The organism is Lentzea sp. NPDC051208, assembly GCF_040682435.1.
In the GTDB taxonomy this organism is placed as follows: Bacteria; Actinomycetota; Actinomycetes; order Mycobacteriales; family Pseudonocardiaceae; genus Lentzea; species Lentzea kristufekii.
The window spans coordinates 311,782-338,750 of record NZ_JBFBAW010000005.1; the positions used below are offsets into that span (position 1 = coordinate 311,782).

Genomic DNA, 26,969 nt, shown 5'->3' on the forward strand with positions numbered 1-26,969 from the left:
GTTCTTACCGTGCTGCCCACGATGTGCCGGTTCGGGGCGCGTATGGCACATCACGGTTATGGGCGTGCTGGCCGACCAGGTCACGGCCGCCCAGTGCTAGGAGGGCACGTGTCGATGAGGAGAACCAAAGCACTTCCGGCGATCGCGCTGGTCGCCAGCGCGTCTCTCGTGCTGGGTGCCTGTGGTGGTGGCGGCGGTGGAGGCACCGACGCGAACGGTGGCGACTCCACCATCGCGGAGATGGCTGTCGCACGCGGCGAGTCCGCCGACGGCTACACCGCGCCGGACACCAAGCAGAGCGACCAGGTCGTGGTGTCGACGGACAAGGCGTTCACCGCGTACAACAACGCGACCGAGGACGCCAACCAGTCCTACAACACGTTCGCGCTGGTTCTCACGCAGCCGGGTGCGCACATCCTGAACGGCAACAACAAGTACAGCGTCAACAAGGACGTGATGGAGAGCGTCGAGGTCACCTCGAAGTCTCCGCAGGTCGTGACGTGGAAGCTGAAGAAGGGCGTCAGCTGGTCCGACGGCGAAGCCTGGGACTGCGACGACTTCTACATGGCGTGGTTCACGCAGAGCAACTCGTCCAAGAAGGCCGACGGCAGCAAGTACTTCAAGCCGGCCGGCAGCACCGGGTACGACCTGATGACCGGTGAATGCAAGGACGACCAGACGTTCGTCGGCACCTTCGCCGACCCGTACCCGGACTACATCGGCCTGTTCAACAACGACGTTCTCCCCGCGCACATCCTGGAGAAGAACGCCGGCATCGCCGACATCACCAAGCTCAACAAGGACAGCGCGGCCGCTGACATCCAGAAGGCAGCCGACTTCTGGAACGAGAAGTGGAACGGCTTCACCGCGGCGCTCATGCCGGGTGCGGGCCCCTACGTCCTGACGGCCTTCGAGCCGAACCAGTCGGTGACGCTGGAGCGCAACCCGAAGTGGGTCGGCAAGCCCGGTGGCCCGTCCAAGATCATCCTCAAGGCGGTCCCGGACCCCGTCGCGCAGGCGCAGGCGCTGGAGAACGGCGAGGTCGCCGTCAACTCCATGGCCCAGCCCGACGCGAACGCCGCGACGAAGCTGAAGGGTCTCAGCGCCCAGGGCGTCACGTTCGGCGCGGGCCCCGGCCTGTCGTTCGAGCACTTCGACATCCAGATGAAGAACCCGGTTCTCTCCAAGGAAGAGATCCGCAAGGCGTTCTTCATGTGCGTCAAGCGCCAGGACATCATCGACAAGCTGATCTCCGAGGTGCAGACCGACGCGAAGCCGCTCGGCAGCCTGATCTTCTTCCCGAAGGACGAGGGCTACAAGGACCTCTACGCCGAGAAGGCCAAGGGCGACCCGGCCGCGGCGAAGAAGATCCTCAGTGACGCGGGCTGGACGCAGGGTGCCGACGGCGTGTTCGCGAAGGACGGCGTGCGTGCCTCCTTCCGGATCAGCCACACCGACATCCCGCGGCGCAAGCAGACCGTCGAGCTGGTCCAGGGCCAGTGCAAGGAAGCCGGTATCGAGATCAAGGACGACACCGACCCGAACTTCCTCGACGAGCGCGTGAGCCAGGGTGACTACGACGTCGCGCTGTTCGCGTGGTCCGGTGGCCCGACCAAGAGCGACAAGAAGTCGATCTACGAGACGGGCGGCGGCCAGAACTGGCAGAACCTGACCGTCCCGGCTGCGGACGAAGCCTTCAAGTCGGCCGTGTCCCAGACGTCGATCGCGGACTCGCTCAAGTACTTCCAGAAGGCCGACGAGGAGATCTCGAACGCCTACGCATCGCTCCCGCTCTTCCAGATGCCGAACATGTGGGCCTTCAAGGGGCTCGACCGCGTGTACTTCCAGAGCTACTACGGCGCGCTTTGGAACGCCAACGAGTGGCAGACCAAGTAAATCGTCTTAGCTGAAGTGCGCAACGCCTGACCGGGCGGGGCCGGACCACGAGTCCGGCCCCGCCCGAGCCGGGTTGCCCCCTAGGAGCCCGCCGTGATCCGCTACATCATCCGACGGCTGCTGATCTCCATACCCATCCTGCTGATCGGCAGCTTCGCCTGTTACGTCCTCGTCGCCACCGCCGGAAACCCCCTCGCGGAAATGCGATTCCGGCCCGGCGTCACCGAAGCCGACCTCAAGGCCGCCGAGGTCGCCCTCGGTCTGGACAAGCCGGTCTTCGTCCGCTACTGGAACTGGCTCGCCGACTTCCTGTCCGGTGACTGGGGCCAGAGCATCGCCCTCGGTCAGGCCAAGACCGCCGTCTTCCCGGCTGTCACCGACGCGCTGTGGACCACCGGACGCCTCGTCATCGGCGCCGAGCTCCTGGCCCTCACACTGGGTGTCTCGGTCGGCGTGCTCGCCGCCGTGCGCCAGTACTCGATCTTCGACTACCTGGCCACCAGCACCGCGTTCCTCATGTTCTCGATGCCGATCTTCTGCGTCGCGGTCATCGTGAAGAACTACGGCATCCAGTTCAACAACGTCCTGGAGTCGATGGGGCTGGACCGCTGGCTCACCACCGCGGGCCCCCGGCCGGGAGGCTTCAGCGGCAGCTTCGGTGAAGTGATCTTCAAGTACACCGGCACGTTCCTGCTGCCGACGGTCGCGCTGATGCTGATCAGCTTCGCCGCCTACAGCCGGTTCGAACGCGCCTCCATGCTGGAGATCCTGCACTCGGACTTCGTGCGCACCGCGCGGGCGAAGGGCATCTCGCAGAGCCGCGTGATCTTCAAGCACGCGTTCCGCAACGCGCTCATCCCGGTGTCCACGCTGTTCTCGCTGAACTTCGGTGCCGTGCTGTCCGGCGCGATCATCACCGAGACCGTGTTCGGCTGGGCCGGCATGGGCACGCTGCTGGTCAACTCCGTGCGGCAGTTCGACCCGCCGATGCTGATGGGCTGGCTCGCCGTCACGGCGACCCTGATCGTGCTGTTCAACCTGATCGCCGACGTCGTGTACGGCATCCTCGACCCTAGGATTCGCCTTGGCTAACATCAACTTGGCGTCCGAGGGCGGCGTGGTGAACAGCGCTCCCGAGTCCGGTTCCCACGAGTTCGACGCCACCAAGACCCGCACGCAGGGCCAGCTCGTCCTGCGGCGCTTCCTGCGCCACCGGCTCGCGATGGTGAGCCTCGGCGTCTTCGTCTTCCTCGTGCTGTTCGCGTTCGTCGGCCCGTTCATCTGGACGTTCGACTACGAGGACGTGACCAGCAAGTCCTACCAGCCGATGAGCGGCACCCACCCGCTCGGCACCACCCAGGTCGGCAAGGACATGCTCGCGCTGCTCATGCGCGGCACGGCCTACTCGCTGCAGATCGCGTTGATCGTGGCCGCGCTGGCGACCGCGATCGGCGTGACCTTCGGTGCCCTGGCGGGATATCTGCGCGGCTTCATCGACACGGTGCTGATGCGCCTGGTCGACCTGCTGCTGATCATCCCGCAGATCGCGGTCGCCGCGATCGTCGTCAAGGGCTTCTCCGGCAGCTGGTACGTCGTCGCGCTGGTGCTCGCCGCGTTCGCGTGGATGTCGATCGCCCGCATCACCCGCGGTGAGACGCTTTCGCTGGCACAGCGCGAGTTCATCGAGGCGGCGCGGGCGTGTGGCGCCTCGACGCCGCGCATCATCTTCAAGCACCTCGTGCCGAACATGATCGGCAGCATCACGGTGAACGCCACGCTGGCGATCGCCGCCGCGGTGCTGACCGAGGCCGCGCTGTCGTTCCTGGGACTGGGCGTCCAGCCCCCGGACACGTCGCTCGGCGTGATCGTGCTCGAGAACTACGGGCAGTTCATGAACCGGCCGTGGCTGTTCTGGGGCCCGTTCATCGTGCTCGTGTCGCTCTCCCTGGCCGTCAACTTCATCGGTGACGGCCTGCGCGACGCGTTCGACCCGAGGCAGACGAAGGTGCGTGCCTGATGAGTGTTTCCGAACTGACGGAGGACTTCCTGCCCTCCGGCACCACCGCGCCGCTGCTCTCGGTCAAGGACCTGTCGGTCACCTTCCCGACCGACGACGGCGACGTCCGCGCCGTGCGCAACGTCTCGTTCGACCTCAACCCCGGCGACGTGCTGGGCATCGTCGGCGAGTCGGGCTCCGGCAAGTCGGTGTCCTCCATGGCGATCATGGGTCTGCTGCCCAAGAACGCGATCATCGAAGGCTCGATCCGCTACCGCGGTGAGGAGCTGAACGGTCGCACCTACAAGCAGATGCAACCGTTCCGCAGCAAGCACATCTCGATGATCTTCCAGGACCCGATGACGTCGCTGAACCCCGTCTACACCGTGGGGTGGCAGCTCGCCGAGACCTACCGCGCGCACCACGACGTCTCCAAGAAGGCGGCGTGGGCCAAGGCGGTGGAGGCGCTGGAACTGGTCGGCATCCCGCAGCCGGACAAGCGCGCGGCGCAGTACCCGCACGAGTTCTCCGGCGGCATGCGGCAGCGCGTGGTCATCGCGATGGCGATCATCAACGACCCCAGCGTGATCATCGCCGACGAGCCGACCACCGCGCTCGACGTGACGGTGCAGGCGCAGATCCTCGACACCATGCTCCGCCTGCAGGCCGAGACCGACGCGGCGATCGTGATGATCACGCACGACCTCGGCGTGGTCGCGGGCATGGTCAACCGCGTGCAGGTGATGTACGGCGGCACCGTGGTCGAGTCCGGCCCGGTCGACGACGTCTTCGAACGGCCGCGGATGCCCTACACGGTGGGACTTCTGGGATCGGTGCCGAACCCGGCCACCCTGGGCAAGCGGCTCACCCCGATCAAGGGCGCGCCGCCTTCCCTGGTGAACCTGCCGAGCGGCTGCTCGTTCTCGCCGCGCTGCCCGCTCGTCGCCGACGTGTGCCACGAGTGGGAACCGCTGCTGGAGGAGGCCGGCGCCGCGAACCACACGACGCGGTGCCACCGCTGGGAGCACCTGGCGACGATCGAGACGCCGCAGAGGCTGTTCCTGCACGACGAGATCGGCACGGTGGAGAACCCGGCCGCGTTCGCCGCGGCCAACCCCGACGAGTCGCTCGAAGTGACCGCCGTGCACGGGTCTTTGATCACCGACCTGAAAGACGAGGAGGCGAAGTGACCGCGCCACTGCTGGAGGTCACCGACCTCGTCAAGGAGTTCCCCGTGCGGGGCAAGGGGATCATCCCGCGCAACACCGGCACGGTGCAGGCCGTGTCCGGGGTGTCGTTCTCGCTGCAGGCCGGTGAGACGCTCGGCCTCGTCGGCGAGTCCGGCTGCGGCAAGTCCACCACCGGGCGCGCGATCCTGCAGCTGCACAAGCCGACCTCGGGCTCGGTGAAGTTCGAGGGTCGCGAGCTGACGTCCATGAGCAACAAGCAGTTGCGGCCGCTGCGCAAGGACATCCAGATCGTCTTCCAGGACCCGTACGCGTCGCTGAACCCCAAGTGGCAGGTCAACGACATCATCGCGGAACCCCTGGTGATCCACGGTGTCGAAGGCGGCGTGCAAAGGCGGGTCAACGAGCTGATGGAGCTCGTGGGCCTCAACCCCGAGCACCGCAGCCGTTACGCGCACGAGTTCTCCGGCGGTCAGCGGCAGCGCATCGGCATCGCCCGCGCCCTGGCGCTGAACCCGCGGTTCCTGGTGCTGGACGAGCCGGTGTCCGCTTTGGACGTCTCGGTGCAGGCCGGTGTCGTGAACCTGTTGGAGGAACTGCAGGAACGGCTCGGGCTCGCGTACCTGTTCGTCGCGCACGACCTCTCGGTGGTGCGGCACATCTCGGACCGGGTCGCGGTCATGTACCTCGGCAAGATCATCGAGATCGGCGAGCGCGAGGCCATCTACGGCAAGCCGATGCACCCGTACACGCAGGCGTTGTTGTCGGCCGTGCCGATGCCGGACCCGAAGGCGGAGCGCAAGCGCCAGCGGATCGTGCTGACCGGTGACGTGCCTTCGCCGGTCAACCCGCCGTCCGGATGCCGGTTCCGCACGCGGTGCTGGAAGGCGCAGGACATCTGCGCCACCGAGGAACCGAAGCTGGAAAGGCGTGGTGGGCCGGAAGGAACGTTGTCCGCGTGCCACTTCGCCGAGGAACGCGCGGTCGTTTAGGAGCGTGGTCTCGTGAGATGAGGGGAGCTTTCATAAACCTCAGGTTTATGAAAGCTCCCCTCATCAACCTTGGGAGGAGGGCCGCCTTACTCTTTTCCGGTGACGCTGACTGCCCCACCACGGTTGCTCTTCGTGCACGCCCACCCGGACGACGAGAGTCTCTGGACCGGCGGCACCATCGCGCGCTACGCCTCGGCCGGCGCGCACGTCACCGTCGTCACCTGCACGCTGGGCGAAGAGGGCGAGATCATCCCGCCCGCACTGGCGAACCTCGCCGCGGACGCCGCCGACCAGCTGGGTGGATATCGGGTGGGTGAGCTGAGATCAGCCTGCGCCGCACTCGGTGTGACGGACCACAGGTTCCTCGGCGGCATCGGCCGGTGGCGTGATTCCGGCATGGTCGACGTGCCGTCCAACGCCAAGCCGCGCGCGTTCGTCCAGGGATCGCTCGACGACCAGACCGCCCAGCTGGTCGAGATCCTGCGCGAGGTCAAGCCGCAGGTCGTCGTGAGCTACGACGCGTTCGGTGGTTACGGCCACCCGGACCACATCCGCGCGCACGAGATCACGGTCGCCGCGTGCGCCCAGGTCTCCGACGTCGAGCGGGTCTTCTACGCGGTGACGTCCCGCGACGCTACGAACGCCGGAGTAAAAGCTCTGGAGAACGTCCCCGAGGCGTTCCGGCTGCCCGAGCCGGGTGAGCTCCCGGTGACGCCGGATGAAGAGATCACAACGGTTGTCGACGTGTCGGAGCACCTGACGGCCAAGCGCCGCGCGTTGCGCGCACACTCGACGCAGGTCAGTGTGTGGGAGGGCGGGTACGCGCTGTCGAACAACATCGCGCAGCCGCTGGTCGGTGCCGAGTACTACGTGCTCGCCAAGGGCTCGCCGGAGGGTGCGGCCGCGGATCTGTTCGGAGGACTGGGTGACAGGTAGCTGGCGAGTCGTCTTCCTGCTGCTCCTGTGCGTCGAGGCAGCAGTGCTCGCCGTGCTCGAAACGATGTTCCTGCCCCTGCGCTTCGACGGCACGCTGCTGCCGGACCTGGGCGACTGGCCGTTCCCGATCATGATCCTCGTGGCCGGCGTCACGACGCCCCTGCTGGTCTCGTGGGCGGCCGGGATGTCCCAGCGGGTGCTGACCGCCGCGCTGCCGCTGCTGGTCTGGTTCTTCACGCTGATGGTGTTCGGCTACCTGGAGCCGGGCTCCAACAGCAGCACGCCCGTGTTGCTGTTGCAGGACTGGCGCGGGCTGTTGATGCTCGCCGCCGGCGCGTTCCCCGGCGCGGTGGCCGTGGGTGCCGTGATGGCGCGCAACGCGGCGAACCGGCCCGGCCTCTACGAGCCCGCCGGGATCCAGTAGCGGTAGCGGTGGTGCTCGGTGCAGCCGAGGTCCTCGTACAGCCTGATCGCCGGTTCGTTGTGCTCGGCCACCTGCAGCGCGCACGTCGTGGCGCCCTGCGCCAGGCCCCAGCCCGCGAGTTCGCCCATGAGCCGCCTCGCGAGGCCCTGACGGTGATGTGACGGCCGCACGGCCAGCCGGGCGACGTGCAGCACGTCCTCGACCACGGCGCCGCGCACGGCCGCGATCACGGTGCCGCCGTCGGTGATGCTCGCGAAGCAGACGCCGCTCCCGCTGCCGAGCACGTGCCGCTGTGCGGCGGACACCTCGGATCCGGCCGTCAGTTCCCACCATCCGGGAAGATCACGACTCTCGGCTTCGCCTTCCGCGAACTTCTCCAGCGGGCCGGTCATCACCAGTGACTCGGCGCCGCCCGGATGATCCAGATCGACGCGCCAGCCCGCGGCTTCGATCGCGGCCTCCGGCGGTGAGCCGTTGACCACATGCGCCGTGGGTTTGATGCCGTGCTCGCGGGCGAACGCTTGAGCGGCCCTCAACGCGTCCGGCACTGGCATGCCGGGATCGCCGCAGGTCAGCGTGCTGTTGGCGCGGCCGGTGAAGCCCGCGGCGGCACGCATCAACCAGTCTCCAAGCGGAACTTCTGCCAGGGCGGGCCATGCTCGCGCGCAGAGTGATTCCAGGTGATCCACGGTGTGCACGCGTCCATCCTGACTAGGTTGGGAAGAGATTTTCCGGGCAGGGGTTGTGACGTGGCACACCGTGCAGCTAAGGCAAGCCTGACCGGGTGATACTCGAACGTGCCGCGTACTCTCCGGCTTGCGCGGTGTGACCGATGAAGTTGGAGAGCGCAGTGACTTATGTGATCGCCCAGCCGTGCGTGGATCTGCTCGACAAGGCGTGCATCGAAGAGTGCCCCGTCGACTGCATCTACGAAGGCGACCGGATGCTCTACATCCACCCCGACGAGTGTGTGGACTGTGGCGCGTGCGAACCCGTGTGCCCGGTGGAAGCCATCTACTACGAGGACGACGTCCCCGACGAGTGGAAGGACTACACCAAGGCGAACGTCGACTTCTTCAACGAACTCGGCTCGCCCGGTGGCGCGTCGAAGGTCGGCAAGGTCAGCGCCGACCCGGAGTTCGTGAAGGCGCTCGCACCGCAGGCTGAGGGGCATTGATCATTTCACGCAGGGGCCCGGCGCTGCCGGACTTCCCGTGGGACCAGCTGGCAGGCCACGCCGCCAAGGCGCGCAAGCACCCCGGCGGCGTGGTCGACCTGTCGGTCGGCACCCCTGTCGACCCGGTTCCCGCGGTGATCCAGTCCGCGCTGTCGTCGGTCGCCGACGTTCCCGGCTACCCGACCACCCACGGCACTCCTGAGCTGCGCGCGGCCTTCGTCGCCGCGGTGGAGCGCCGGTACGGGATCGTCGGGGTCGGGGAAGCGGCGGTGCTGCCCACGATCGGCTCCAAGGAGCTCGTGGCGTGGCTGCCCACCCTGCTCGGCGTCGGACCGGGTGACGTCGTGGCCGTGCCCGCCGTCGCGTACCCCACCTACGAGGTGGGCGCGCTGATGGCGGGGGCCGAGGTCGTCCGCCTGGCCGACGGCGAACTGCCGCCCGCCGGCACGAAGCTGGTGTGGCTCAACTCGCCGTCGAACCCGACCGGGCGCGTGCTGTCGGCCGAGCAGCTGCGCGACGCGGTCGCCGCCGCCCGCGCGGTCGGCGCGGTCGTGGCGTCGGACGAGTGCTACCTGGCGCTGCCGTGGGACTCCTCGCCGGTGTCGGTGCTGCACCCGTCCGTCGTGGACTCGTTCGACGGCGTGCTCGCCGTGCACTCGCTGTCGAAGTCGTCGTCGCTCGCGGGCTACCGGGCCGGGTTCATCACCGGCGACCCGGAGCTGATCGCGGGCCTGCTGGAACTGCGCAAGCACGCCGGCATGATCGTGCCGCGGCCCGTGCAGGAAGCCATGCGCGCCGCCCTGGAGGACGACGCGCACGTGGCCGAGCAGCGGTCCCGGTACCTGGCCCGGCGGGAGATCCTCAAGCCCGCGCTGGAGGCGGCCGGGTTCACCGTGTCGCACTCGGAGGCCGGGCTCTACCTGTGGTCGTCCCGTGGCGAGGACGCCTGGGAGACGATCTCCTGGCTGGCCGACCGCGGCATCCTCGCGGCTCCGGGCACGTTCTACGGACCGGCGGGTGCGAAGCACGTGCGGGTCGCGCTCACGGCCACCGACGAACGCATCGGCGCGGCAGTCGAGCGTCTCAAGGCTTGAGAGCCGACCAGACCCTGCGGGTGAACTGGTTCGGTGGCACGGCGTCCGTGGTCAGCCGCACCGACGTGCTGATCTCCTCGCCGCTCAGGCCGAGGCCCAGCACGAGGTGCCAGTGCAGGTCCCACAGGTCGGCGAACGAGTCCAATTCCACGTCGGCGTCCGCGCTGACGTGCAGCACGGCCGGTTCCGCGACGCGCACGACGCGTTCGACCGCCCGCACGTCCCGCGTGTTGGTGCGGAAGCTGAACGCCAGGTCGACCGTCTCGCTGTCGAGCCCGTACGTCGCGTACGAGTGGCATCTGTGGTGCGGCAACGACAACGGCTGGTTCGTCTCCAGGTAGAGGTCGCCCTCGAACCGCAGCGTCGGCGAGTGCTGGCTCAGCGTCGCACGGGCGCTGACGAACTCCCAGCCGGGCATGTCCAGCTTGGGCACCAGCAGTTCCAGCACCTCGCTGCGCCGCGCGGAGCGGGTGCGCTCACCTGAGCGCCACGGGATCTCCCTGCTGTAGGGCTCTTTCTTCGTGACGAACACGTACGGCGCGTTGTCGGTCTGCAGGCTGAGGACGACGACCGTGCGGCCGCGCGCCCAGTCGAACGCGACGGTGGTCAGACCCGGTGCCACGCCGTCGAAGTGGCTCTCGACCCGGGGCCACCAGCTCGACAGCTCCTCGGCCAGCGCCCCTTTGACGTACCGGCCCTTCTCGTCGACGCCGACGATCCACATGGCCTCCGACCCGCGCGCGGCGTTGCACAGCGCCGCGATCTGGCGGGCCGCCTTGCCGTGGTCGATCGGCCACTGGGTCTTGAACTCCACGAAGGAGTCCTCGGACTGCGCCCCCTCCAGGGCACGCTCGATCGCGGCGCGAGCGTTCAACTCAAGTCGCTGTTTCAGCACGTGCACCTCCTAGAGTCGGCAAGGGCCCAGTCTGCCTGCGCAGACCGGGCCCCAGACACCGAGTTCGGCTTGCGCTCAGTCGTTGGCGTGCAGCGCCGCGTTGAGCTCGACGCCGGTGCCCTTCCGGGGCTTGACCTTCACCGCGCCGGTCACCGAGTCCCGGATGAACAGCAGGTTCGATTGTCCGCTCAGCGTGACCGCCTTGACGACCTCGCCGTCCGGCAGCGTCACCTTCGTGCCGGCGGTGACGTAGAGGCCCGCCTCGATCACGCAGTCGTCGCCGAGCGAGATGCCCAGACCGGCGTTCGCGCCGAGCAGGCAGCGCTCGCCGATGCTGATGACCTGCTTGCCACCACCGGACAGGGTGCCCATGATCGACGCGCCGCCGCCGACGTCCGAGCCGTCGCCGACCACGACGCCACCGGAGATGCGGCCCTCGACCATCGAGCTGCCGAGCGTGCCGGCGTTGAAGTTCACGAAGCCCTCGTGCATGACCGTGGTGCCGGACGCGAGGTGGGCGCCGAGGCGGACCCGGTCCGCGTCGCCGATGCGGACACCGGACGGGACGACGTAGTCGACCATGCGCGGGAACTTGTCGATGCTGAACACCGTCACCGGGCCACGGACGCGAAGGCGGGTGCGGGTCTGCTCGAAGCCGTCGACCGCGCACGGGCCGTGGTTCGTCCACACGACGTTCGTCAGCAGGCCGAACATGCCGTCGAGGTTCGCGCCGTGCGGCTTGATCAGGCGGTGGCTGAGCAGGTGCAGGCGCAGCCAGATGTCGTAGGTGGTCTCCGGGGCTGCTTCCAGGTCGATGGCGACCTTGACGCCGACGACCTCGACGCCGCGTTCCGGGTCCTCGCCGAGCAGCTTCGCGGCGGCCTCACCCAGGACCTCCGCGATCTCGGCGGAGGACACGCGGGCGACGCCCAGCTCCGCGGTCTCACCGAGGGCGGGGGACGGGTACCAGGTGTCGAGGACGGTGCCGTCCGGGGTCACAGTGGCCAGGCCGATGCCGTATGCGGTGCTCACAGGTGTCGAGCTTAGTCCGCTGGCCGGTCCGGCCACCGTCCGGCGGGGGAGGGCCGGCCGCCGCAAGATCAGTCCGGAACCTCCGCGCTGAAGTACAGCGAACCCAGGTCACCGCGGGTCGCGATGAGGGCCTCGTTGCACTTCGACTGACGCGCGTCGGTGCTGGACACGTTGTCGGCGCGGACCTCCGCGCACCGGTGCGCCTCGAAGTCGCCCACGGCCGTCATCAACCGGGGAAGGACCTCGCTGACGTCCTCCTGGACCTGCTTGCCCCGCAGCGACGTGTCGAGCGCCCGGGTCATGGTGCTGACGTCGTCGACCCACGCGGCGCAGTCGGCCGGGGTGAAGCTGTGCTGCGAGCCGCACGGCGCGGTGAACAACTCCCGGATCTGGCCGCACTGCCGGTCGCACGCGGCGGGAGCCTCGCCGCAGCCGGTGGTCATGAGCAGCAGGGAGATGACCAGGAGTGTGCGCTTGATCACGCACAGCACGGTATCGGCTGAACGGCTCAGCGCCCAAGCCGCCTGAGTAGGGTGAACCGCGTGTCCGACACCCTTGATCTGTTCGCCGACCCGATCGACCTGACGACCTCGCTGGTGGATGTGCGCAGCGTGTCCGGGGAGGAGGCGGAGATCGCGGACCTCGTGCAGCGGTCGCTGGAACTCAACGCACCCCACCTGGAGATCACCCGATCAGGGAACTCCGTGCTGGCCAGGACGACCCTCGGCCGGGGGCGCCGGGTGGTGCTCGCCGGGCACCTGGACACCGTGCCGATCAACCAGAACTTCCCGAGCCGCCGCGTGGGCGACGTCCTGCACGGCTGCGGCACCGTCGACATGAAGGGCGGCGACGCTGTCATGCTCGCGATCGCGGCCCTGAGCCACCAGGCGCGCCACGACCTCACGTTCGTCTTCTACGACTGCGAGGAGATCGAGGCCGAGCGCAACGGGCTCACCAGGATCCAGCGCGACCTCCCGGACTGGTTGCTGGGCGACCTCGCGATCGTGTGCGAGCCGTCCAACGGCACGGTCGAGGCGGGCTGCCAGGGCACGATGCGGATCGAGATCAGGACGTCCGGGAAGCGCGCCCACACCGCCAGGGCGTGGATGGGCCGCAACGCCATCCACGGCCTGGGCGAGGCGCTGCGCAGGCTGGAGGCCTACGTGCCGCGCCGGCCCGAGATCGACGGCTGCCACTACCACGAGGGCCTGCAGGCCGTGAAGGTCAGCGGCGGCGTCGCGGGCAACGTCGTGCCGGACGAGGCCGTGCTCACGGTCAACCACCGGTTCGCGCCGGACCGCACGGTGGAGCAGGCCGAGCAGCACCTCCGCGAGGTCTTCGAGGGCTTCGACGTCACCGTCACGGACCGCGCGGCCGGTGCGCTGCCGGGCCTGGGCGCCCCAGCGGCACAGGAGCTCGTGCTGGCCGCCGGTGGCACCCCGGTGGCGAAGCTGGGCTGGACGGACGTGGCGCGGTTCGCGGCGCTGGGCATGCCCGCGGTCAACTTCGGGCCGGGTGATCCGACGCTGGCGCACACCCGGGAGGAGAACGTGCCGGTCCGGCAGATCACCGAGTGTTTCGCCGTGCTTAAGCGGTTTTTGCTGGACTGATCACTAGAATCTCAGTGATGACGGAAGAGAAGAAGAACGGCGCCGTCGATGAGCGCCCGTCGGAGAAGCGTCGCGGCCCGGTCGTGGAGCGGCGTGACCGCAAGGACGACCGCACCACCACCACCGACCAGCGCCTGCTCGACTCCCGCGGCCCCTCGGACTGGGTGCACACCGACCCGTGGCGCGTGCTGCGGATCCAGGCCGAGTTCGTCGAGGGTTTCGGTGCGCTGGCCGAGGTGCCGAGCGCGGTGACGGTCTTCGGATCCGCGCGCACCGGCCGTGACCACCCGGAGTACCAGACCGGGCGCGAGCTGGGCGCGGCGCTGGCCGAGGCCGGGTTCGCGGCGATCACCGGTGGCGGTCCGGGCGCGATGGAGGCGGTCAACCGCGGTTGTTCGGAGGCCGGTGGTTTCTCGATCGGGCTCGGCATCGAGCTGCCGTTCGAGCAGGGCCTGAACCCGTGGGTCGACCTCGGCGTGAACTTCCGCTACTTCTTCGTGCGCAAGACGATGTTCATCAAGTACTCGCAGGCGTTCATCTGCCTGCCGGGTGGTTTCGGCACCCTCGACGAGCTGTTCGAGGCGCTGACCCTGGTGCAGACGAAGAAGGTCACGAAGTTCCCGGTCGTGCTGTTCGGAACCGAGTACTGGCAGGGCCTTTACGACTGGATCCAGAGCTCGGTGCTCCCAGGCGGCAAGGTCGGCGAGAAGGACCTCGCGCTGCTGCACCTCACCGACGACATCGACGACGCGGTGCGCGTGGTCAAGGACGCGCACAAGGCGTGGGCGGACTCGCACTGACGATCCGCGCCGAGCAAGGCCACGGCCCGCTGCCCCTGCGCGGTGGGCCGCGGCCACATCACCCGGCCGCGAGGTGCGCGCCGCCCAGCTCGTCCGGCACCTTCGAGCACGGAAGTGGAAATCTCAGACCGATGTACGTAGCTGTTTACTGCGGAAGCCTCGCCACCGTTCCCCAGAGTTATGTCGACCTCGCCGCGGAGGTCGGGCGCCAGATCGCGGCACGCGGCTGGCACCTCGTCTGGGGCGGCGGGCAGACGTCGATGATGGGCGCGGTGGCACGGGAGGCCAGGGCCGGCGGCGCCCACACCTACGGCGTCATCCCGAAGGGCCTCGCCACCAGGGAGATCGCCGACCGCGAGTCGACCGAGCTGCACGTCGTCGACACCATGCGCGAGCGCAAGAAGATGATGGACGACAAGGCGGACGCGTTCCTGACGCTGCCGGGCGGCATCGGCACCGCCGAGGAGTTCTTCGAGGTGTGGACGGCCGGCGTGCTCGGCATGCACGGCAAGCCCGTCGTGCTGCTCGACGTCGACGACCACTACAAGGGACTCGTCGAGTGGCTGACTCAGTTGCGGGACAAGGGTTTCGTCTCGCACGCCGCGCTGAAGTCGCTGATCGTCACGGACGACGTGTCAGTCGCCCTTGACGCTTGCGTCGTCTAGCCCCTTCGCCCGCGCCAGGAGCTGGGTCTCCGGCAGGAGGTCCGGCAGCGGGCGGTACGGCGTCGCCGTCACCTCGAACCGCTTGCCCGACACCACCCTGCCCTGCCAGGAACCCGCGATCTCGCCGTCGACCAGGATCGCCCCGCGCCGGCCGAGGATGCGGAAGATGTCCTTCTGCGCGGCCTTGTCCGGCAGCAGCAGGTCCCGGTCGCGCGCCTGGAGGTACGGGTCGGTCGGCGGCAGGAGCCTGACCTCCGGCGGTTCGGCGTCGGCGATCTCCACGTCCTCCGGCAGCCACGCCTTCTCACCCTCGACGGTCACCTCGACCAGGCCCTCCTTCGGCCACCGCTTCTTGACCTCACGGGTCGACGTGCCGAAGTAACCGGCCACTTCGGACGGTCGGGCGGGGCCGTGCAGCGTCAGGTACCGGTGCACCAGCTCGTCGAACCCCGCGGTCTTGCGCGGCACGCCCGGCCAGCCGTAGATGCGTTCGAACGTCACGGTCTTCTCCTCCGGGATGATCCGGAGACCCGCGGGCAGCGCGCCGAGGCGGAAGATCGGGTCGCTCACGTGCTCGGTCTGGCAACCCCGGCACGGTTCGATCGTCTGCTTGGGAGCCAACGGGGTCAGGGCCCTGCTCACCTCGCCCTTGGTCATCGGCTTCGTGACGATCGACCTCATCGCGGTGGCGATGTGGCGCAGCGACGCCACCATGTCGTCCACCTTCGGGCGTGCGGCGCGGGCGCGGGCGTCGGCGTCGCTCCACGGCCACAGCGCGCGGGCGAACGCCTTCAGCTCGCCGGCCCGGTGCAGGTGGGGAGCGCCCCGCACGGACCAGGTCACGGTGAAGTCTTCGGTCGACGGTGCGTCCAGCCGGGCGGCGAGACTCAGCAGGGCCGAGCCGGAGGTGTTGTCCTGGACGCCCAGGGAGAACACCGCCAGCTCGGTCGCGTCGCTGATCCGCCGGTCCAGTTCGTGCTGATGGATCCGGTGGAGGAGCACCTGTTTCCGGGTGAGGTCCACCCGGACATTCTTACGCCTTCGGAACCGTGAGGCTCGACGGTCCGAAGGTGACGGTTGAGCCACGCGTCGACTCCGTCAGATAACGCGGGTCCACCGTGTCGATCACCAGTGCGGTCCGGTTGCCCCAGCCGACGTTCCACACCGTCGGCTCCAGCTCCACGTCGAGCGTCTGCGTACGGCCCGCACCCGTCACCTTGATCGGCTTGTGCGTGATCAGCGCGCCGAGGCCCAGCGGCCCGACCTCGTACAGGTACGCGAACAACGTCGTCGTCTCCGCACTCGGTGTGACCTGGAGCTTGAGCTTCGGCGTGCCGGCGAGCGTCGCGCCCCTCGGGTACTGCGGCCCGCTCCACACGCCCGCGACGTTGCGGTCGACGAACGGCAGCGACACCCCGGTCGGGATGTTCAGGAACCCTTGCAGCGCACCGGAGAGCAGGATCGTGCCGCTGTCGGCGACGGTACCCTGGCCGGCGGCGATCTTCCTGCCGTCGAGCTGCACCGTGTCCGCGTTGCCGTTCGGCCAGGCGCCGAACTTCTTCCACTCGCCGCCGTTGTTGGGCTTGAGCTGCACCGGCTGTTCGGCGTCGATGCCGTTGGCCGTGCCCTTGACGTAGCGGTCGAACCAGCGGCCGACCGACTCCCAGATCTCGTTGGGCAGCCCCGCCGCGCCGAACAGCTCGGCGGTGGCGTGGTCGCCCGGCGAGAGCATGAGCCGCTTCGGGCCGGTCAGCTCGCCGTAGAAGTCCGCGATCTGGCCCGGCGCGAACATGCCGTCGTTCCAGGCGTTGCCGAGCATGACCGCGGTGCCGTTGGCGTTGATCTGGGCGATCTTGGACGCCGCCGAGCGTTCGGCGGAGATCGGCACGACCTCCCAGAACCTTCCGTCGCGGTAGGCGTCCTCGGCTTCGACGAGGACGGGTCCGGGACGCCCGGTGACCTTGCCCGCCGCGAGCAGGACCTCGACGGCCTGCTTGTTGACGGTGCTGTTCGGGTAGAGCGAGCGGGCCAGGTCGGTCCACGTGCTCAGCGCCGCCGCGGCCTTGATGCGCCGGTCGTTCGCCGCCGCCAGCAGGGACTGCCCGGCACCGTAGGAGATCCCGGCCGCGCCGACCTTGGTGCCGTCGGCGTGCGCGTTGGCGATCGCCCAGTCGATGACCTTGCTGACGTCACCGACGGTCTCGGGCCCGGCGACGTCGATCTGGCCGCCGGAGTCCCAGAAGCCGCGGCTGGTGTAGCTCACGACGACGTACCCGGACTGCTTGGCGAGCTTGGCGGCCGCGCCGACGTACTCGATGTTGGGGACCGCCCAGCTGGACGGCATGACGAGCAACGGGAACGGGCCGCTGCCCTGTCCGGTCGGCTCGACGACGAGGGCTTTCAGGACGGTGCCACCGACGCCGGGGATCGACCTGTACGAGATCTGGTGTCCGGGGACCACCGCGAGGGCGGCCGGAGCACCGAGCAGGGTTGAAAGGAGTACCAGGACTAAAACAAGTGACCGTCGCACTCTGGTCCTCCTTGACCATGACGTAGATCACACAGGGTTTGTTACTGCGGAGTAAAGCAGGTTCCTACTCGTGAGTAGCAAGGAGCTGTGAGCCAGCTCACTGTCTACGCTGGGTGGTGTGAACCGATTCCGCGTCACTGAGCTGCCGAAAGACCGCGTGCTGGTCGTTGCGCATCTGACCAGCGCGGACGCCCTGCAACAGGCGGTCGAGGCTGGCGCCGACGTCGTCGAGTTCGACGGCCAGCTGGCACTGCCGCCGCTGTTCGACACTGTGGACGTGGTGACGATCCCCGCCGGCGACGAGGACTTCACGCTCGCGGCTGCCACAGTGGCTGCGATGTCCGGAGCACGCGCCGTTCGTGCGTCCGACGTGCGGCAGGCGAGGAAGGTCGTGGAGATGGTCGCGAGCGTGATGGGCACCCGTCCGCCGGCCAGGGCGTTGCGGGCGCTCGCCTGATGCTGCCCTCCGTCGAAGCCTGGTTCGCCTCGCACACCTGGCAGCAGCCGTCCTGGACGCCGGCCGAGCTGGTCGCGTTGAAGCGCGGCCGGACGGTGTCGGTCGTGCTGCCCGCGCTGAACGAGGAGGAGACCGTCGGGGCCGTGGTCTCCGTGGTCCGGCCGTTGCTCGGGACGCTCGTGGACGAGCTGGTCGTGATGGACTCCGGTTCGACCGACCGGACGGTGGAGGTCGCCTCCGCCGCCGGGGCGCGGGTCGTGCTGCGCGAGGACGTCGTGCCGTGGCTTCCGCCGTTGCCGGGCAAGGGCGAGGTGCTGTGGCGGTCGCTGGCCGCGACCACCGGGGACCTGATCGTCTTCCTGGACTCCGACCTGGTCGACCCGGAGACCGCGTTCGTCACGGCGTTGCTGGGGCCGTTGCTGCTGGACGGCGGCGTGCACCTGGTGAAGGGGTTCTACCGGCGGCCGTTGCGGCTGGAGAGCTCCGGCGGCGGGCGGGTGACCGAGCTGGTGGCGCGGCCGCTGCTGAACACGTTGCGCCCCGAGCTCTCCGGTGTGGTGCAGCCACTCGGTGGCGAGTACGCGGCGACCCGGTCCTTCCTGGAGTCCGTGCCGTTCGCGGCCGGCTACGGCGTGGAGATCGGGCTGCTGCTCGACGTGCACCGGATGCACGGGCTTTCCGCGCTGGCCCAGGTGAACCTGGGCGTGCGCAAGCACCGGAACAGGTCGTTGCTGCAGCTCGGGGCGATGTCGTCGCAGATCATGCGAACGGCGCTGGCCCGCTGCGGTGTCGAGGCCGAATCCGGTCCGCTGACGCAGTTCGTGCAGGTCGGCGGCGAGTGGCTACCCGACTCGACCGACGTGCTCGTGGCCGATCGGCCCCCGATGACGCACGTGATCGAAAAGGGCTAGCTGCTCTTCGCGGTGGGTGACGACCAGGGCGGCGCCCTGGCAGTCGTCGAGGACCTTGCCGAGCACGCGGTCGGCCTGCTGCGGGTCGAGGCCCTCCGTGGGCTCGTCCAGGAGCAGGACCTCCGGGTTCGCCAGCACCGACCTGGTGAGGATCAGGCGCTGTCGCTGGCCTCCCGAGATCTCCTCACCGCGTTCGCCGACGACCCGGTCCCAGTCGAGGTCCAGTTCGGCGATCGCGGCTGCCCTGTCGAGTTCCTCCTGGGTGGCATCGGGTTTGGCCAGCAGGACGTTCGTGCGGACCGTGGTGTGGAAGACGTGGGCGTCGGCCAGCGCGCCCCTGCTCGGTTCGAGTTTTCGCGCGATGGCGTTGAGCAGCGTCGTCTTGCCCGAACCGCTCGGGCCGACGATCGCCGTTCTGCCGGTCAGTTCGAGGGCTTCGGGCTCGTGGGCCGGTTCCGGCTCGTCGGTGGGTTCCGGAGCGGGCCTGGTGAGGGCCGCGAGCGGGACGGTGATCTCGAACGTGGCGACGGCGGCCATGATCAGCCAGGCCGGTTCGTGCTGCGCGAGCATGAGCAGTGCCGCGCCGAACTGGACGGCGATCGCCAGCGGGGTCAGATCTCTCGTGCGTTCCTTCCGGGAGAGCTCCTTCGCGGTTCTGGTGGCGGCGCGGAGTCTTTCGTCGAACAGGCCGTAGGCGATGAGTTCTTCTTTGCTGTGGACCAGTTCGGTGGTTCGTTCGGTCAGCCTGGCGCGCAACGGGGTGAGGTCGCGCGGGTTGCGGACGGCGAGCCGGGGGAGCAGGGCGAGGTTGATCAGCAGACCGGCGACCAGTGGCAGCGAGAAACCCGAGGCGACCGCGACGACGGCGCCGACCAGGGCCGCGGTGATCCACGGGAGGGTGGCGCGCAGCCTGGTGTCGAGCTGCTGGTCGACGTTCGTGACGATGCGGGTCAGTGCCGTGCCGGACGGGACGTGCCTGCGGTGCGCGAGGTCGTCGTAGACCCGGCCGCGCAGTTCGACGGCCTCGCTGAGCACGGCTTTGTGGCTGGTCAGGCGTTCCAGGTAGCGCAGCGCGCCCTTGGCGAGCGCGAGCGTGCGGACCGCGACGATCGCCACGGTCAGCGCGTGCATCGGCGGGTGCTCGGCGGCGCGCATGATCAGCCAGGTCGCGGTCGCGGTGAGGCCGACGCCGGCGAGTTCGGCGAGCGTGCCGACTCCGATCGCGAGCTTCACACCTGCACCACCCTGTCGACCTCGCCGAGCAGTGCGGGCCGGTGCGCGACGATCACCGCGGTCCGGCCGCGGGTGAACTCACGGGTTGCTTGCAGCACAAGGGATTCCGTTTCCGCGTCGAGGTGTGCGGTCGGCTCGTCGAGCAGGAAGAGCCCTGCCTGACGCCGATCCAGGGCGTGGGCGAGCGCGACCCGCTGCTGCTCACCGGAGGAGAGGTTCGGCGGGACGAGCGTGGGCCGTTGCGGCACCCAGGACAGCGCTGCCAGCCACTGCCCGTGGTCGATGTCCCGCAGGTCGACGCCGCCGACGAGCACGCGGCCGTGGTCGGGCCGCACGAAACCCAGCAGCAGCCCGAGAATCGTGCTCTTGCCCGCGCCGCTCGGGCCGACCAGTGCGATCCGGTCGCCGGGGCGGATGCGCAGCGAGAAGTTCTTCAGGCTGCGGACGCTCACGTCGTCGAACACGATCTCGGCCTGAGCGAGGTCCGGCGGGACCTGGCCCGTGGCCTCCTGGTGCACCGGCACCTTGGCCAGGACCTCCCGGCCCTGAGCGCTCGCGTGGTACTGCGCTCCCGCGGCTCTGAGCGGCAGGAACGCCTCCGGGGCGAGGAAGAGCACGAGGAGCGCGGTGTGCAGCGCCACCCCGCCGCCGAGCAGCCTGAGGCCGACCGGCACGGCGACGAGCGCGACCGACATCGTGGCCACGAGTTCCAGCACGAACGCCGACAGGAACGCGACCCTGAGCGCCGACATCGTCTCGGTCAGGTGCCGCGCGGCCAGCGTGCGGACGGTCGTGGACTGCGCCTCGGCCCGCCCGAACGCCCGCAGCGTGCCGATTCCCTTGACCACGTCGAGGAAGTGCCCGCCGAGGGTGGCCAGCGCGTCCCACTGGCGGGCCGTCCGCTCACGGGTGTGGGCGCCGACCAGCGCACCGAAGATCGGGATCAACGGCAGCGTCACGAGGATCGTCAGGGCCGCGGTGAGGTCGGCGAACGCCAGCCTGATCACCACCGCGAGCGGCACGGCCACGGCCAGAACCTGTTGCGGCAGATACCCGACGACGTACGGCGTCACGTCGTGCACGCCCCGTGTGACCAGCGTGGCGACCTCACCGGCCTTGGTGCCGGGCGAGCGCAGGAACGCTTCCCGCAGCCGTGCCCGAGTCCGTTCGGCGGCCCGGTGCGCCCACTCGCGGTGCACCCACCACACCAGCACCCTTGCGCCGATGACCAGGCACAGCAGGAGAAGTCCCGTTCCTCCGCTCAGCACCGACGCCAGCAGTTCGGCCTGGGCCAGCACCAGGAACGGGATCGGGATCAGCGCGAGGAGATGGCGACGATCGACCATTGCACCAGCACCACCAGCGGGATGATCGGGATCGCGACCCACGCGAGCAGGCCGAGAGTGTCGTTGTGCGCCATCAGGCCGGTGACGTCGATCGAGCTGAACGCCAGCGGGATCGGCAGCGCGCAGAGCAGCGCGGTGACGGGGAAGAGCTTCCAGCGCCGCGTCTGGAACACCCAGCCGTGCACTGCGAACAGCACGGGCATGACGAGCGCCACCGGCCACGGGGCGTGCAGCAGGTGCGCCAGGAACAGGCCCCAGCCCACGGACACCATCAGCGCGCCCGTGAACACCAGCCACCACCAGAGCCGCAGCTGCACGGCCGCCATGAACAGCACCAGCCCGGCCAGGACCAGCGTGAAGGTGCTGTGCGCGCCGGACAGCAGTTCGCCTTCCAGCCGCGGGAAGGCCGCGAACAGGACTCCGATCGCGGCGACCAGCCACACCTCGTTGCCCAGGAAGAACGGGTTCATGCGTTGCAGAGCGACCTCGCGCCGGCGGAACGGCAGCAGCAACCCGGTGCCGTAGTCGAAGCCGGCCAACGCGAAGTAGCCGACGGTCAGCGTGCCGAGCACGACGAGCCAGAGGGTTTGCATCAGAGCGTCACCACCAACGGGGAAACAGGAGCGGGCGCCACGTCCGGACCGCGACGGACCGCGCGTGCGATCAACGCCCAGTCCACGCAGGCCAGCACCACGAACAGGGACGTGAACACGATGAGGGACAGCAGGATCTGGGAAGCGTCCACATGCGACACCGCGTCCTCGGTGCGCAACAGGCCGTAGACGATCCACGGCTGCCGCCCGATCTCCCGGAACATCCAGCCGAAGATGGCCGCGACGAAGGGGAACGGAATGCCGATCACCATGAGGTACAACGGAAAACGCATCCGGACCACGGCGTCCCTGATGAGCAACGGCAGCGTGAGCCAGCTGATCATCAGCAGGCCCATCCCGATGAGGATCATGAACCCGAGCGGCGCGCCGATCCACGGCGCCGCCTCGGTCTTGTCCGGCTGGTACCGGGCGATCACGGGGAACTGGGCGAACCCGGCGCCGATCAACGCCGGGGTGGCCAGCGCGGTGGTGACCACGCCCATCCGCAGCGAGCGCCGGAAGAAGTCGACCTCGGGCGTCCGCTTGATGAAGTGGTACGCCGAGATCCCGGTCATGAACACGCCGCCGGCCGTGATCGCCGCGAAGACCACGTGCGTCAGCGCCGAGGTGAAGGCCGGGTTGGTCAGCAACGCGCCGAAGTCGTCCAGCCGCAACACGTTCCCGTCGATCCGGTAGCCGACGGGGTTCTGCAGGAACCCGTTCGCCGCCATGATCCAGAACGCCGACGCGAACGCGGTCAGCGCCGTCAGGTACAGCAACGCGAGGTGCAGCCAGCGGTTGAGCCTGCCCCAGCCGAAGATCCAGAGTCCGAGGAACGTCGACTCCAGGAAGAACGCGATCAGCGTCTCCATCGCGAGCGGTGCGCCGAACACGTCACCGGCGTAGGTCGCGAGGCCGGACCAGTTCAGCCCGAACTGGAACTCCATCACGATGCCGGTGACGATCCCGAGCGCATAGTTGATCACGTAGATCCGGCCCCAGAACCGCGTCATCCGCTCGTGCACGGGCGCGCCGGTGATCGTGAACCTCGTCTGCATGATCACCAGCAGCGTCACGAGGCCCAGCGTGAGCAGCACGAACAGGAAGTGGAACGACGTGGTCGTCGCGAACTGGAGCCGGGCGAGGTCTGCTGCGCTCATGAGTAGGCACGGTATGTGTAGCGCACCTACTTATTAAGGCTCGAAAGCGCATCTCCGGGGGATCTCAGGGCTGACCCTGACCGAAGATCTCAGGGACCGTTCCCGGGGCGCACATCGGTAGAGTCGCTACGCATGAAGCCCGACGCGCTACGCGGCCACCTCGACGCGTTGCTGCTGGCCACGCTCGACGGCGAGCAGTTGCACGGCTACGCGATCATCGAAGCGTTGCAGCAGGGCAGCGGGGGTGCGCTGGACCTCCCGACGGGCACCGTCTACCCGGCGTTGCGCAGGCTCGAACGGGCCGGGCACGTCAGCAGCGACTGGAGCACCGTCGGCGGCCGCAAGCGCCGCACCTACAAGCTCACACAGGCGGGGCAGCGCGCGTTGAACGCCGAACGCGACGCGTGGCGCGAGTTCACGACGGTCATCGACGGGGTGCTGGGAGGTGGGGGCAAGTGGGCGCAGACGTGATGGACGTGGACGTGGTCGACCGGTACATGACCGAGCTCGGCTCACGGTTGCGGGGCTCGAACAAGCAGGTCCGCGAGCTGCTCACCGAGACCCGCGACAGCCTCGCCGACGCCACCGAGGCGCACCTGGACCGCGGGCTCACCGAGCGCGAGGCCCAGGAGCGCGCGGTCGAGGAGTTCGGGCCGGTGCGCGAGATCGCGAACGAGTACCAGGCGGAGCTGGCCGTCGCGTACGGCACGCGCACGCTCATCTGGCTCGCGATCGTGCTGCCGTTGATGCACATGGCGTGGGAGTACGGCCGGATGCTGCTCATCGGGCCGTGGCGGGACTTCGGCACGATGCCGCCTGACTGGTACCTGTTCATCGCCAAGGCCAACGACCTGACCAGCGGCATCGCGTCCGGTGTGGCGCTCGTGGCGTTGGTGCTCGGCCGGGTCCTCGCCCGCAAGTACGACACGAAGCTGCTGGCGAAGCTCGGCGCGACCATCGCGCTCGTGTCCGTCGGCGCCGTGCTGCTGGGCAACCTCTCGATCATCCTGGCGACCGCGCACTTCGACGCGTCACGGCTCGCGGAGTCGTTGCCGATGACCATCGCGAGCCTGATCACCTGGACCGTGATCGTCCGGCTCGGTCTGCTCGCTCGCCGCTGCCTGAGCTGTGCCACGATCGTCGTGTGACCAACGCCCTGATCTACCTGATCGTGATGATCGCCGTCGCGGCAGTGGTGTTCCTGCTCGCGGCGTTGGTGTTCGGGCGCGGCGAGGAGCTCGCGCCGCTGCCCCCCGGTGCGTCACCCACGCGGCTGCCGGCCGACGACATCACCGCGGAGAACATCCGCGAGCTGAAGTTCCAGCAGGTCTTCCGCGGCTACAAGATGACCGAGGTCGACTGGGCGTTGCAGCGGCTCGCGACCGAGGTCGAGACGCTGCGGGCGCGCGTGCGGGAGCTCGAGGAACTGGAGAGCAGTGACCACGGAGCTTGAGCTGACCGTTCAGGTCGCGGCGCCGCCGGACACGATCTTCCGGGCCGTGACCGACTGGGAACGTCAGTCGGAGTGGGTGTTCGGCACGCGCGTGTCCGTCGTCGAGGGCGACGGGAAGTCGGTCGGCAGCGAGATCGACGCCGTGACGTTCGGCGTCAGCGACCGCATGCGGATCACGCGCTGGGACCCGCCGCACGCCGTCGAGCTGCTGCACCTGGGCAAGATCGTCCGCGGCACCGCCGTGCTCGCCGTGCGCGGCAGCCGTTTCGTGTGGACCGAACGCCTCGACGTGCCGTTCTTCTACCCGTTGGTGAAGCCGCTCTTCGTGCTGATGCTGCGCCGTTCGCTGCAACGGTTCGCCCGGTTCGCGGAGGAGTACCGGTGATCACCCGCTGTCCCTGGGGTGACTCCACCCCGGACTACGCCGAGTACCACGACACCGAGTGGGGCGTGGAGCTGCACGGCACGCCCGAGCTCTACGAGCGGATGTCGCTGGAGGCGTTCCAGTCCGGCCTGTCGTGGATCACGATCCTGCGCAAGCGGCCGGCGTTCCGGGCGGCGTTCGGCGGCTTCGACCCGGTGCTGGTCGCGGAGTTCGGCCCCGCCGACGTCGAACGGCTGATGGCCGACGCGGGCATCGTCCGGAACCGGATGAAGATCGACGCCGCGATCCACAACGCGCGGGTGATCGTCTCGGAGGGCGTCGACCTGGACGCGCTGCTGTGGTCGTTCGCGCCCACCGGCCACGTGCGGCCCGCGACGTTCGCGGACGTGCCGGCGATCACGGACGAGTCCAAGGCGATGGCCAAGGAACTGAAGAAGCGCGGCTTCAAGTTCCTCGGCCCCACCACGTGCTACGCGCTGATGCAGGCGACCGGCATGGTCGACGACCACATCTCCACGTGCTTCCGCGCCGGTTGAGCGAAGGCCGTCAGCGCGACGGCCTCCACCCGCCGCTCACTTGCCGATGAACTTCGGGGCCCGCTTGTTCACGAACGCGTCGACCGCCTCGCGGTGGTCCTCGGTCGCGCCGCAGTCGGCCTGGGTGCGCCGCTCGGCCTCCAGCGCGTCCTCCAGGGTGCCGTCCGCGGCCACGGCCAGCGCTTCCTTGATCTTCGCGTAGGCCGTCGTCGGCCCGGCGGCGAGCTTCGCGGCCAGCAGGTGCGCGGTCGAGAGCAGTTCCTCGTCCGGCACGACCTGGTTGACCATGCCGACCCGCAGCGCCTCCTCGGCGCCGACGGGCTGGGCGAGCAGCATCATCTCCATCGCGCGGCCGTGGCCGATCAGCCGCGGCAACGTGTAGGACGCACCCGAGTCCGCCGTCAGGCCGACGTTCGCGAAGGCCATCAGGAACTTCGCCGACTTGCCCGCGATGCGCAGGTCCGCGGCGTAGGCGAACGACGCGCCCGCACCGGCCGCACTGCCGTTGACCGCGGCGATCACCGGCTTCGGCATGCCGATCAGCTCGCGCACGATGGGGTTGTAGTGCTTCTCGACGGTGTGCAGCGGCGCCGGATCACCGGCCTGCAGCAGGCTGATGTGCTCCTTGAGGTCCTGACCCGCGCAGAACGCCCTGCCCGCACCCGTGATCACCACCGCGCGCACCGACTCGTCCGCCGCCGCCTCCTTCAGCGCGGCGAGGAACGCCTCCTTCAGCGTGACGGTGAAGGCGTTGAACGACTCGGGGCGGTTGAACGTGAGCGTGCGCACACCATCGGCGTCGTCGACGAGGAGCTCGGACACTGGACCTCCATCAAGCAGTGGAAACGTTGCGGACCGGCCGCAGGCACTCGTCGACGAACCGACTCGTGCCCGGTGCCAGCCGCAGTGTCTGTTCGTCGAAGAACGACGCTGCCGCGTGCCCCGGCCAGTCCGGTGGCAACAGTTCAGCAGGAAGACCGGGATCGCGGAACAGGAACTTCCGCCACGCGTGCAGCAGCTGCTGCGAGGCCGCGAACGCCGCCGCGTCGTCCGTTTCGTCCACAACGGACACCTTCTCGTGCCACTGCGCGACGAACGCGGCGTAGTCACGGCCGAGTTCGGCCAGGTCCCAGGCCTTCGCCGCGAGCTCGGCGTCGCCACCGTCGTGTGAACCGTGAAAAGTTCGTGCCGCGACCTCCTCGGCGGCCAGCACGTCGGCCAGTTCCGGTGAGGGCCGGGGCGCGATCCACGTCACAGGGCCGAGCGCGCCGTAGCCGAGCAGCTGCAGCTCCGAGGCCAGGTGGTCGCGCGAGTCGCGGCCGGGCATCTCCTCCAGCACCACCACGTGCCAGCGACCGTCCCACGTGGACGGCCCGGTGCGGTAGATGCGGGCGGCGGCCTCGTCGAGCCTGCGTTCCCCGCGAGGTGTCATGGCGTATCCGGGCCCGTCAGGCAGCCGCGACGGCTGCAACCAGCCCTGCCGGACGGTGCGGGACACGGCCGTGCGGACGGCCGGCGCGGCGAAACCGAGGGGCTCGAGCAACCGGACGAGCGCGGCGATGGTGGCGGCGCCACCGCGTTCGCGGAGGTGGCCGCCGTAGACGTCGAAGAGCGCGGAACGGGCTCGCACCCGGCCCAGTCTGTCACGACACGAGCGGAGG

At 69.0% G+C, this 26,969-nt stretch carries 31 protein-coding genes; 19 read left to right on the top strand and 12 right to left on the bottom strand.

The annotated features are described in order from the left end of the window. Positions 1–114: 114 nt before the first annotated feature. The 7 genes from AB0M48_RS14385 (at position 115) to AB0M48_RS14415 (ending at position 7,431) form a co-directional block, all read left to right on the top strand. Positions 115–1,896 carry an ABC transporter family substrate-binding protein gene (locus AB0M48_RS14385; RefSeq protein ID WP_363840821.1) on the top strand — a complete coding sequence of 594 codons (1,782 nt, stop codon included), beginning with the start codon at positions 115–117 and terminating at the stop codon, positions 1,894–1,896. Between the two features lie 93 nt (positions 1,897–1,989). Next, positions 1,990–2,988 (top strand): ABC transporter permease, encoded by a 999-nt coding sequence (locus AB0M48_RS14390; protein WP_319988373.1) that lies wholly within the window; start codon positions 1,990–1,992, stop codon positions 2,986–2,988. A gap of 25 nt (positions 2,989–3,013) precedes the next feature. Next, positions 3,014–3,913, top strand: coding sequence for an ABC transporter permease (locus AB0M48_RS14395; protein ID WP_319988454.1), 900 nt, complete (start codon positions 3,014–3,016; stop codon positions 3,911–3,913). Next, positions 3,913–5,082 (top strand): ABC transporter ATP-binding protein, encoded by a 1,170-nt coding sequence (locus tag AB0M48_RS14400; RefSeq protein ID WP_363840826.1) that lies wholly within the window; start codon positions 3,913–3,915, stop codon positions 5,080–5,082. The genes AB0M48_RS14395 and AB0M48_RS14400 overlap by 1 nt, the downstream gene beginning before the upstream one ends. Then, a complete protein-coding gene (locus AB0M48_RS14405; RefSeq protein WP_363840828.1) occupies positions 5,079–6,071 on the top strand; it encodes a dipeptide ABC transporter ATP-binding protein in 993 nt (330 codons plus the stop codon). The genes AB0M48_RS14400 and AB0M48_RS14405 overlap by 4 nt, the downstream gene beginning before the upstream one ends. A 99-nt stretch (positions 6,072–6,170) precedes the next feature. Beyond that, on the top strand, positions 6,171–7,007 hold the full coding sequence (gene mshB, locus AB0M48_RS14410) for an N-acetyl-1-D-myo-inositol-2-amino-2-deoxy-alpha-D-glucopyranoside deacetylase (RefSeq protein ID WP_363840831.1): 837 nt from the start codon (positions 6,171–6,173) through the stop codon (positions 7,005–7,007). Continuing rightward, a complete protein-coding gene (locus tag AB0M48_RS14415; protein ID WP_363840834.1) occupies positions 6,997–7,431 on the top strand; it encodes a hypothetical protein in 435 nt (144 codons plus the stop codon). Before mshB ends, AB0M48_RS14415 begins: the two co-directional genes overlap by 11 nt. Here the strand turns inward: AB0M48_RS14415 and AB0M48_RS14420 are convergent. Beyond that, positions 7,407–8,048: a GNAT family N-acetyltransferase gene (locus AB0M48_RS14420; RefSeq protein WP_363840837.1), complete on the bottom strand. Its 642-nt coding sequence runs from the start codon at positions 8,046–8,048 to the stop codon at positions 7,407–7,409. The two genes, AB0M48_RS14415 and AB0M48_RS14420, sit on opposite strands and share 25 nt — an antisense overlap. A gap of 233 nt (positions 8,049–8,281) precedes the next feature. Between AB0M48_RS14420 and fdxA the strand changes: the two genes are divergently transcribed. Further along, the gene (gene fdxA / locus AB0M48_RS14425; protein WP_319988455.1) at positions 8,282–8,608 is read left to right on the top strand and encodes a ferredoxin; all 327 of its coding nucleotides are present in this window, start codon (positions 8,282–8,284) and stop codon (positions 8,606–8,608) included. Positions 8,609–8,610: 2 nt separating this feature from the next. Continuing rightward, on the top strand, positions 8,611–9,702 hold the full coding sequence (dapC, locus tag AB0M48_RS14430; protein ID WP_363841323.1) for a succinyldiaminopimelate transaminase: 1,092 nt from the start codon (positions 8,611–8,613) through the stop codon (positions 9,700–9,702). Here dapC and AB0M48_RS14435 read toward each other — a convergent pair. The 3 genes from AB0M48_RS14435 to AB0M48_RS14445 form a co-directional block, all read right to left on the bottom strand. After that, positions 9,692–10,597 carry a hypothetical protein gene (locus AB0M48_RS14435; protein ID WP_090065641.1) on the bottom strand — a complete coding sequence of 302 codons (906 nt, stop codon included), beginning with the start codon at positions 10,595–10,597 and terminating at the stop codon, positions 9,692–9,694. The two genes, dapC and AB0M48_RS14435, sit on opposite strands and share 11 nt — an antisense overlap. A 75-nt stretch (positions 10,598–10,672) precedes the next feature. Beyond that, positions 10,673–11,629: a 2,3,4,5-tetrahydropyridine-2,6-dicarboxylate N-succinyltransferase gene (dapD, locus tag AB0M48_RS14440; RefSeq protein WP_363840841.1), complete on the bottom strand. Its 957-nt coding sequence runs from the start codon at positions 11,627–11,629 to the stop codon at positions 10,673–10,675. 68 nt (positions 11,630–11,697) lie between these two features. Continuing rightward, positions 11,698–12,111, bottom strand: a complete 414-nt coding sequence (locus AB0M48_RS14445; RefSeq protein ID WP_363840844.1) for a hypothetical protein — start codon at positions 12,109–12,111, stop codon at positions 11,698–11,700. A 60-nt stretch (positions 12,112–12,171) separates the two neighbouring features. Here AB0M48_RS14445 and dapE point away from each other — a divergent pair, with 60 nt between their 5' ends. From dapE to AB0M48_RS14460, 3 genes are all read left to right on the top strand, one after another. Beyond that, entirely contained in the window at positions 12,172–13,239 is a 1,068-nt protein-coding gene (gene dapE, locus AB0M48_RS14450; RefSeq protein ID WP_363840847.1) for a succinyl-diaminopimelate desuccinylase, read from the top strand. Positions 13,240–13,256: 17 nt separating this feature from the next. Beyond that, positions 13,257–14,039 carry a TIGR00730 family Rossman fold protein gene (locus AB0M48_RS14455; protein ID WP_319988382.1) on the top strand — a complete coding sequence of 261 codons (783 nt, stop codon included), beginning with the start codon at positions 13,257–13,259 and terminating at the stop codon, positions 14,037–14,039. Between the two features lie 131 nt (positions 14,040–14,170). Then, on the top strand, positions 14,171–14,704 hold the full coding sequence (locus tag AB0M48_RS14460) for a TIGR00730 family Rossman fold protein (RefSeq protein ID WP_363840851.1): 534 nt from the start codon (positions 14,171–14,173) through the stop codon (positions 14,702–14,704). Here the strand turns inward: AB0M48_RS14460 and AB0M48_RS14465 are convergent. Both AB0M48_RS14465 and AB0M48_RS14470 read right to left on the bottom strand, forming a co-directional pair. After that, a complete protein-coding gene (locus AB0M48_RS14465) occupies positions 14,675–15,727 on the bottom strand; it encodes a winged helix DNA-binding domain-containing protein (protein ID WP_363840854.1) in 1,053 nt (350 codons plus the stop codon). The genes AB0M48_RS14460 and AB0M48_RS14465 overlap by 30 nt on opposite strands. Positions 15,728–15,737: 10 nt before the next feature. Then, a complete protein-coding gene (locus tag AB0M48_RS14470) occupies positions 15,738–17,165 on the bottom strand; it encodes a CocE/NonD family hydrolase (RefSeq protein ID WP_363840857.1) in 1,428 nt (475 codons plus the stop codon). Positions 17,166–17,352: 187 nt separating this feature from the next. Between AB0M48_RS14470 and AB0M48_RS14475 the strand changes: the two genes are divergently transcribed. Together AB0M48_RS14475 and AB0M48_RS14480 are read left to right on the top strand one after the other, a co-directional pair. Further along, entirely contained in the window at positions 17,353–17,691 is a 339-nt protein-coding gene (locus AB0M48_RS14475) for a hypothetical protein (RefSeq protein ID WP_363840860.1), read from the top strand. Next, positions 17,691–18,602, top strand: coding sequence for a glucosyl-3-phosphoglycerate synthase (locus tag AB0M48_RS14480; protein WP_363840863.1), 912 nt, complete (start codon positions 17,691–17,693; stop codon positions 18,600–18,602). Before AB0M48_RS14475 ends, AB0M48_RS14480 begins: the two co-directional genes overlap by 1 nt. Here the strand turns inward: AB0M48_RS14480 and AB0M48_RS14485 are convergent. Genes AB0M48_RS14485 through AB0M48_RS14500 form a run of 4 tightly spaced genes read right to left on the bottom strand, consistent with a single transcriptional unit; the run spans position 18,534 to position 22,934 of the window. Further along, positions 18,534–19,835 carry an ATP-binding cassette domain-containing protein gene (locus AB0M48_RS14485; RefSeq protein ID WP_363840865.1) on the bottom strand — a complete coding sequence of 434 codons (1,302 nt, stop codon included), beginning with the start codon at positions 19,833–19,835 and terminating at the stop codon, positions 18,534–18,536. The genes AB0M48_RS14480 and AB0M48_RS14485 overlap by 69 nt on opposite strands. Beyond that, positions 19,832–21,181 (bottom strand): ATP-binding cassette domain-containing protein, encoded by a 1,350-nt coding sequence (locus AB0M48_RS14490; RefSeq protein WP_363840868.1) that lies wholly within the window; start codon positions 21,179–21,181, stop codon positions 19,832–19,834. Before AB0M48_RS14490 ends, AB0M48_RS14485 begins: the two co-directional genes overlap by 4 nt. After that, complete coding sequence (locus AB0M48_RS14495) at positions 21,151–21,774, bottom strand: cytochrome d ubiquinol oxidase subunit II (RefSeq protein ID WP_363840871.1); 624 nt, start codon at positions 21,772–21,774, stop codon at positions 21,151–21,153. The genes AB0M48_RS14490 and AB0M48_RS14495 overlap by 31 nt, the downstream gene beginning before the upstream one ends. Beyond that, positions 21,774–22,934 (bottom strand): cytochrome ubiquinol oxidase subunit I, encoded by a 1,161-nt coding sequence (locus AB0M48_RS14500; protein ID WP_363840874.1) that lies wholly within the window; start codon positions 22,932–22,934, stop codon positions 21,774–21,776. Before AB0M48_RS14500 ends, AB0M48_RS14495 begins: the two co-directional genes overlap by 1 nt. A gap of 132 nt (positions 22,935–23,066) precedes the next feature. On the opposite strand from AB0M48_RS14500, the gene AB0M48_RS14505 reads away from it, so the two are divergent. The 5 genes from AB0M48_RS14505 to AB0M48_RS14525 are packed head-to-tail and all read left to right on the top strand — an operon-like array spanning position 23,067 to position 25,308. Further along, the gene (locus AB0M48_RS14505; protein WP_090065653.1) at positions 23,067–23,405 is read left to right on the top strand and encodes a helix-turn-helix transcriptional regulator; all 339 of its coding nucleotides are present in this window, start codon (positions 23,067–23,069) and stop codon (positions 23,403–23,405) included. After that, positions 23,390–24,082 (top strand): permease prefix domain 1-containing protein, encoded by a 693-nt coding sequence (locus AB0M48_RS14510; RefSeq protein WP_363840878.1) that lies wholly within the window; start codon positions 23,390–23,392, stop codon positions 24,080–24,082. Before AB0M48_RS14505 ends, AB0M48_RS14510 begins: the two co-directional genes overlap by 16 nt. Further along, a complete protein-coding gene (locus tag AB0M48_RS14515) occupies positions 24,079–24,387 on the top strand; it encodes a DivIVA domain-containing protein (protein WP_363840881.1) in 309 nt (102 codons plus the stop codon). The genes AB0M48_RS14510 and AB0M48_RS14515 overlap by 4 nt, the downstream gene beginning before the upstream one ends. Beyond that, a complete protein-coding gene (locus AB0M48_RS14520; protein WP_363840885.1) occupies positions 24,371–24,772 on the top strand; it encodes an SRPBCC family protein in 402 nt (133 codons plus the stop codon). The genes AB0M48_RS14515 and AB0M48_RS14520 overlap by 17 nt, the downstream gene beginning before the upstream one ends. Next, positions 24,769–25,308: a DNA-3-methyladenine glycosylase I gene (locus AB0M48_RS14525; protein ID WP_363840888.1), complete on the top strand. Its 540-nt coding sequence runs from the start codon at positions 24,769–24,771 to the stop codon at positions 25,306–25,308. Before AB0M48_RS14520 ends, AB0M48_RS14525 begins: the two co-directional genes overlap by 4 nt. A 36-nt stretch (positions 25,309–25,344) precedes the next feature. Here AB0M48_RS14525 and AB0M48_RS14530 read toward each other — a convergent pair whose 3' ends face one another. After that, a complete protein-coding gene (locus tag AB0M48_RS14530) occupies positions 25,345–26,130 on the bottom strand; it encodes an enoyl-CoA hydratase-related protein (RefSeq protein ID WP_363840891.1) in 786 nt (261 codons plus the stop codon). Positions 26,131–26,140: 10 nt separating this feature from the next. Further along, positions 26,141–26,938 carry a PaaX family transcriptional regulator C-terminal domain-containing protein gene (locus AB0M48_RS14535; protein ID WP_363840894.1) on the bottom strand — a complete coding sequence of 266 codons (798 nt, stop codon included), beginning with the start codon at positions 26,936–26,938 and terminating at the stop codon, positions 26,141–26,143. Positions 26,939–26,969 lie beyond the last annotated feature (31 nt).

Bases quoted from the DNA above. Each gene is read 5' to 3' on its own strand.
- AB0M48_RS14385 (WP_363840821.1), top strand. From the start codon at position 115: ATGAGGAGAACCAAAGCACTTCCGGCGATCGCGCTGGTCGCCAGCGCG.
- AB0M48_RS14400 (WP_363840826.1), top strand. From the start codon at position 3,913: ATGAGTGTTTCCGAACTGACGGAGGACTTCCTGCCCTCCGGCACCACC.
- AB0M48_RS14420 (WP_363840837.1), bottom strand. From the start codon at position 8,048: ATGCGTGCCGCCGCGGGCTTCACCGGCCGCGCCAACAGCACGCTGACC.
- AB0M48_RS14455 (WP_319988382.1), top strand. From the start codon at position 13,257: ATGACGGAAGAGAAGAAGAACGGCGCCGTCGATGAGCGCCCGTCGGAG.
- AB0M48_RS14460 (WP_363840851.1), top strand. From the start codon at position 14,171: ATGTACGTAGCTGTTTACTGCGGAAGCCTCGCCACCGTTCCCCAGAGT.
- AB0M48_RS14480 (WP_363840863.1), top strand. From the start codon at position 17,691: ATGCTGCCCTCCGTCGAAGCCTGGTTCGCCTCGCACACCTGGCAGCAG.
- AB0M48_RS14490 (WP_363840868.1), bottom strand. From the start codon at position 21,181: ATGGTCGATCGTCGCCATCTCCTCGCGCTGATCCCGATCCCGTTCCTG.
- AB0M48_RS14495 (WP_363840871.1), bottom strand. From the start codon at position 21,774: ATGCAAACCCTCTGGCTCGTCGTGCTCGGCACGCTGACCGTCGGCTAC.
- AB0M48_RS14500 (WP_363840874.1), bottom strand. From the start codon at position 22,934: ATGAGCGCAGCAGACCTCGCCCGGCTCCAGTTCGCGACGACCACGTCG.
- AB0M48_RS14505 (WP_090065653.1), top strand. From the start codon at position 23,067: ATGAAGCCCGACGCGCTACGCGGCCACCTCGACGCGTTGCTGCTGGCC.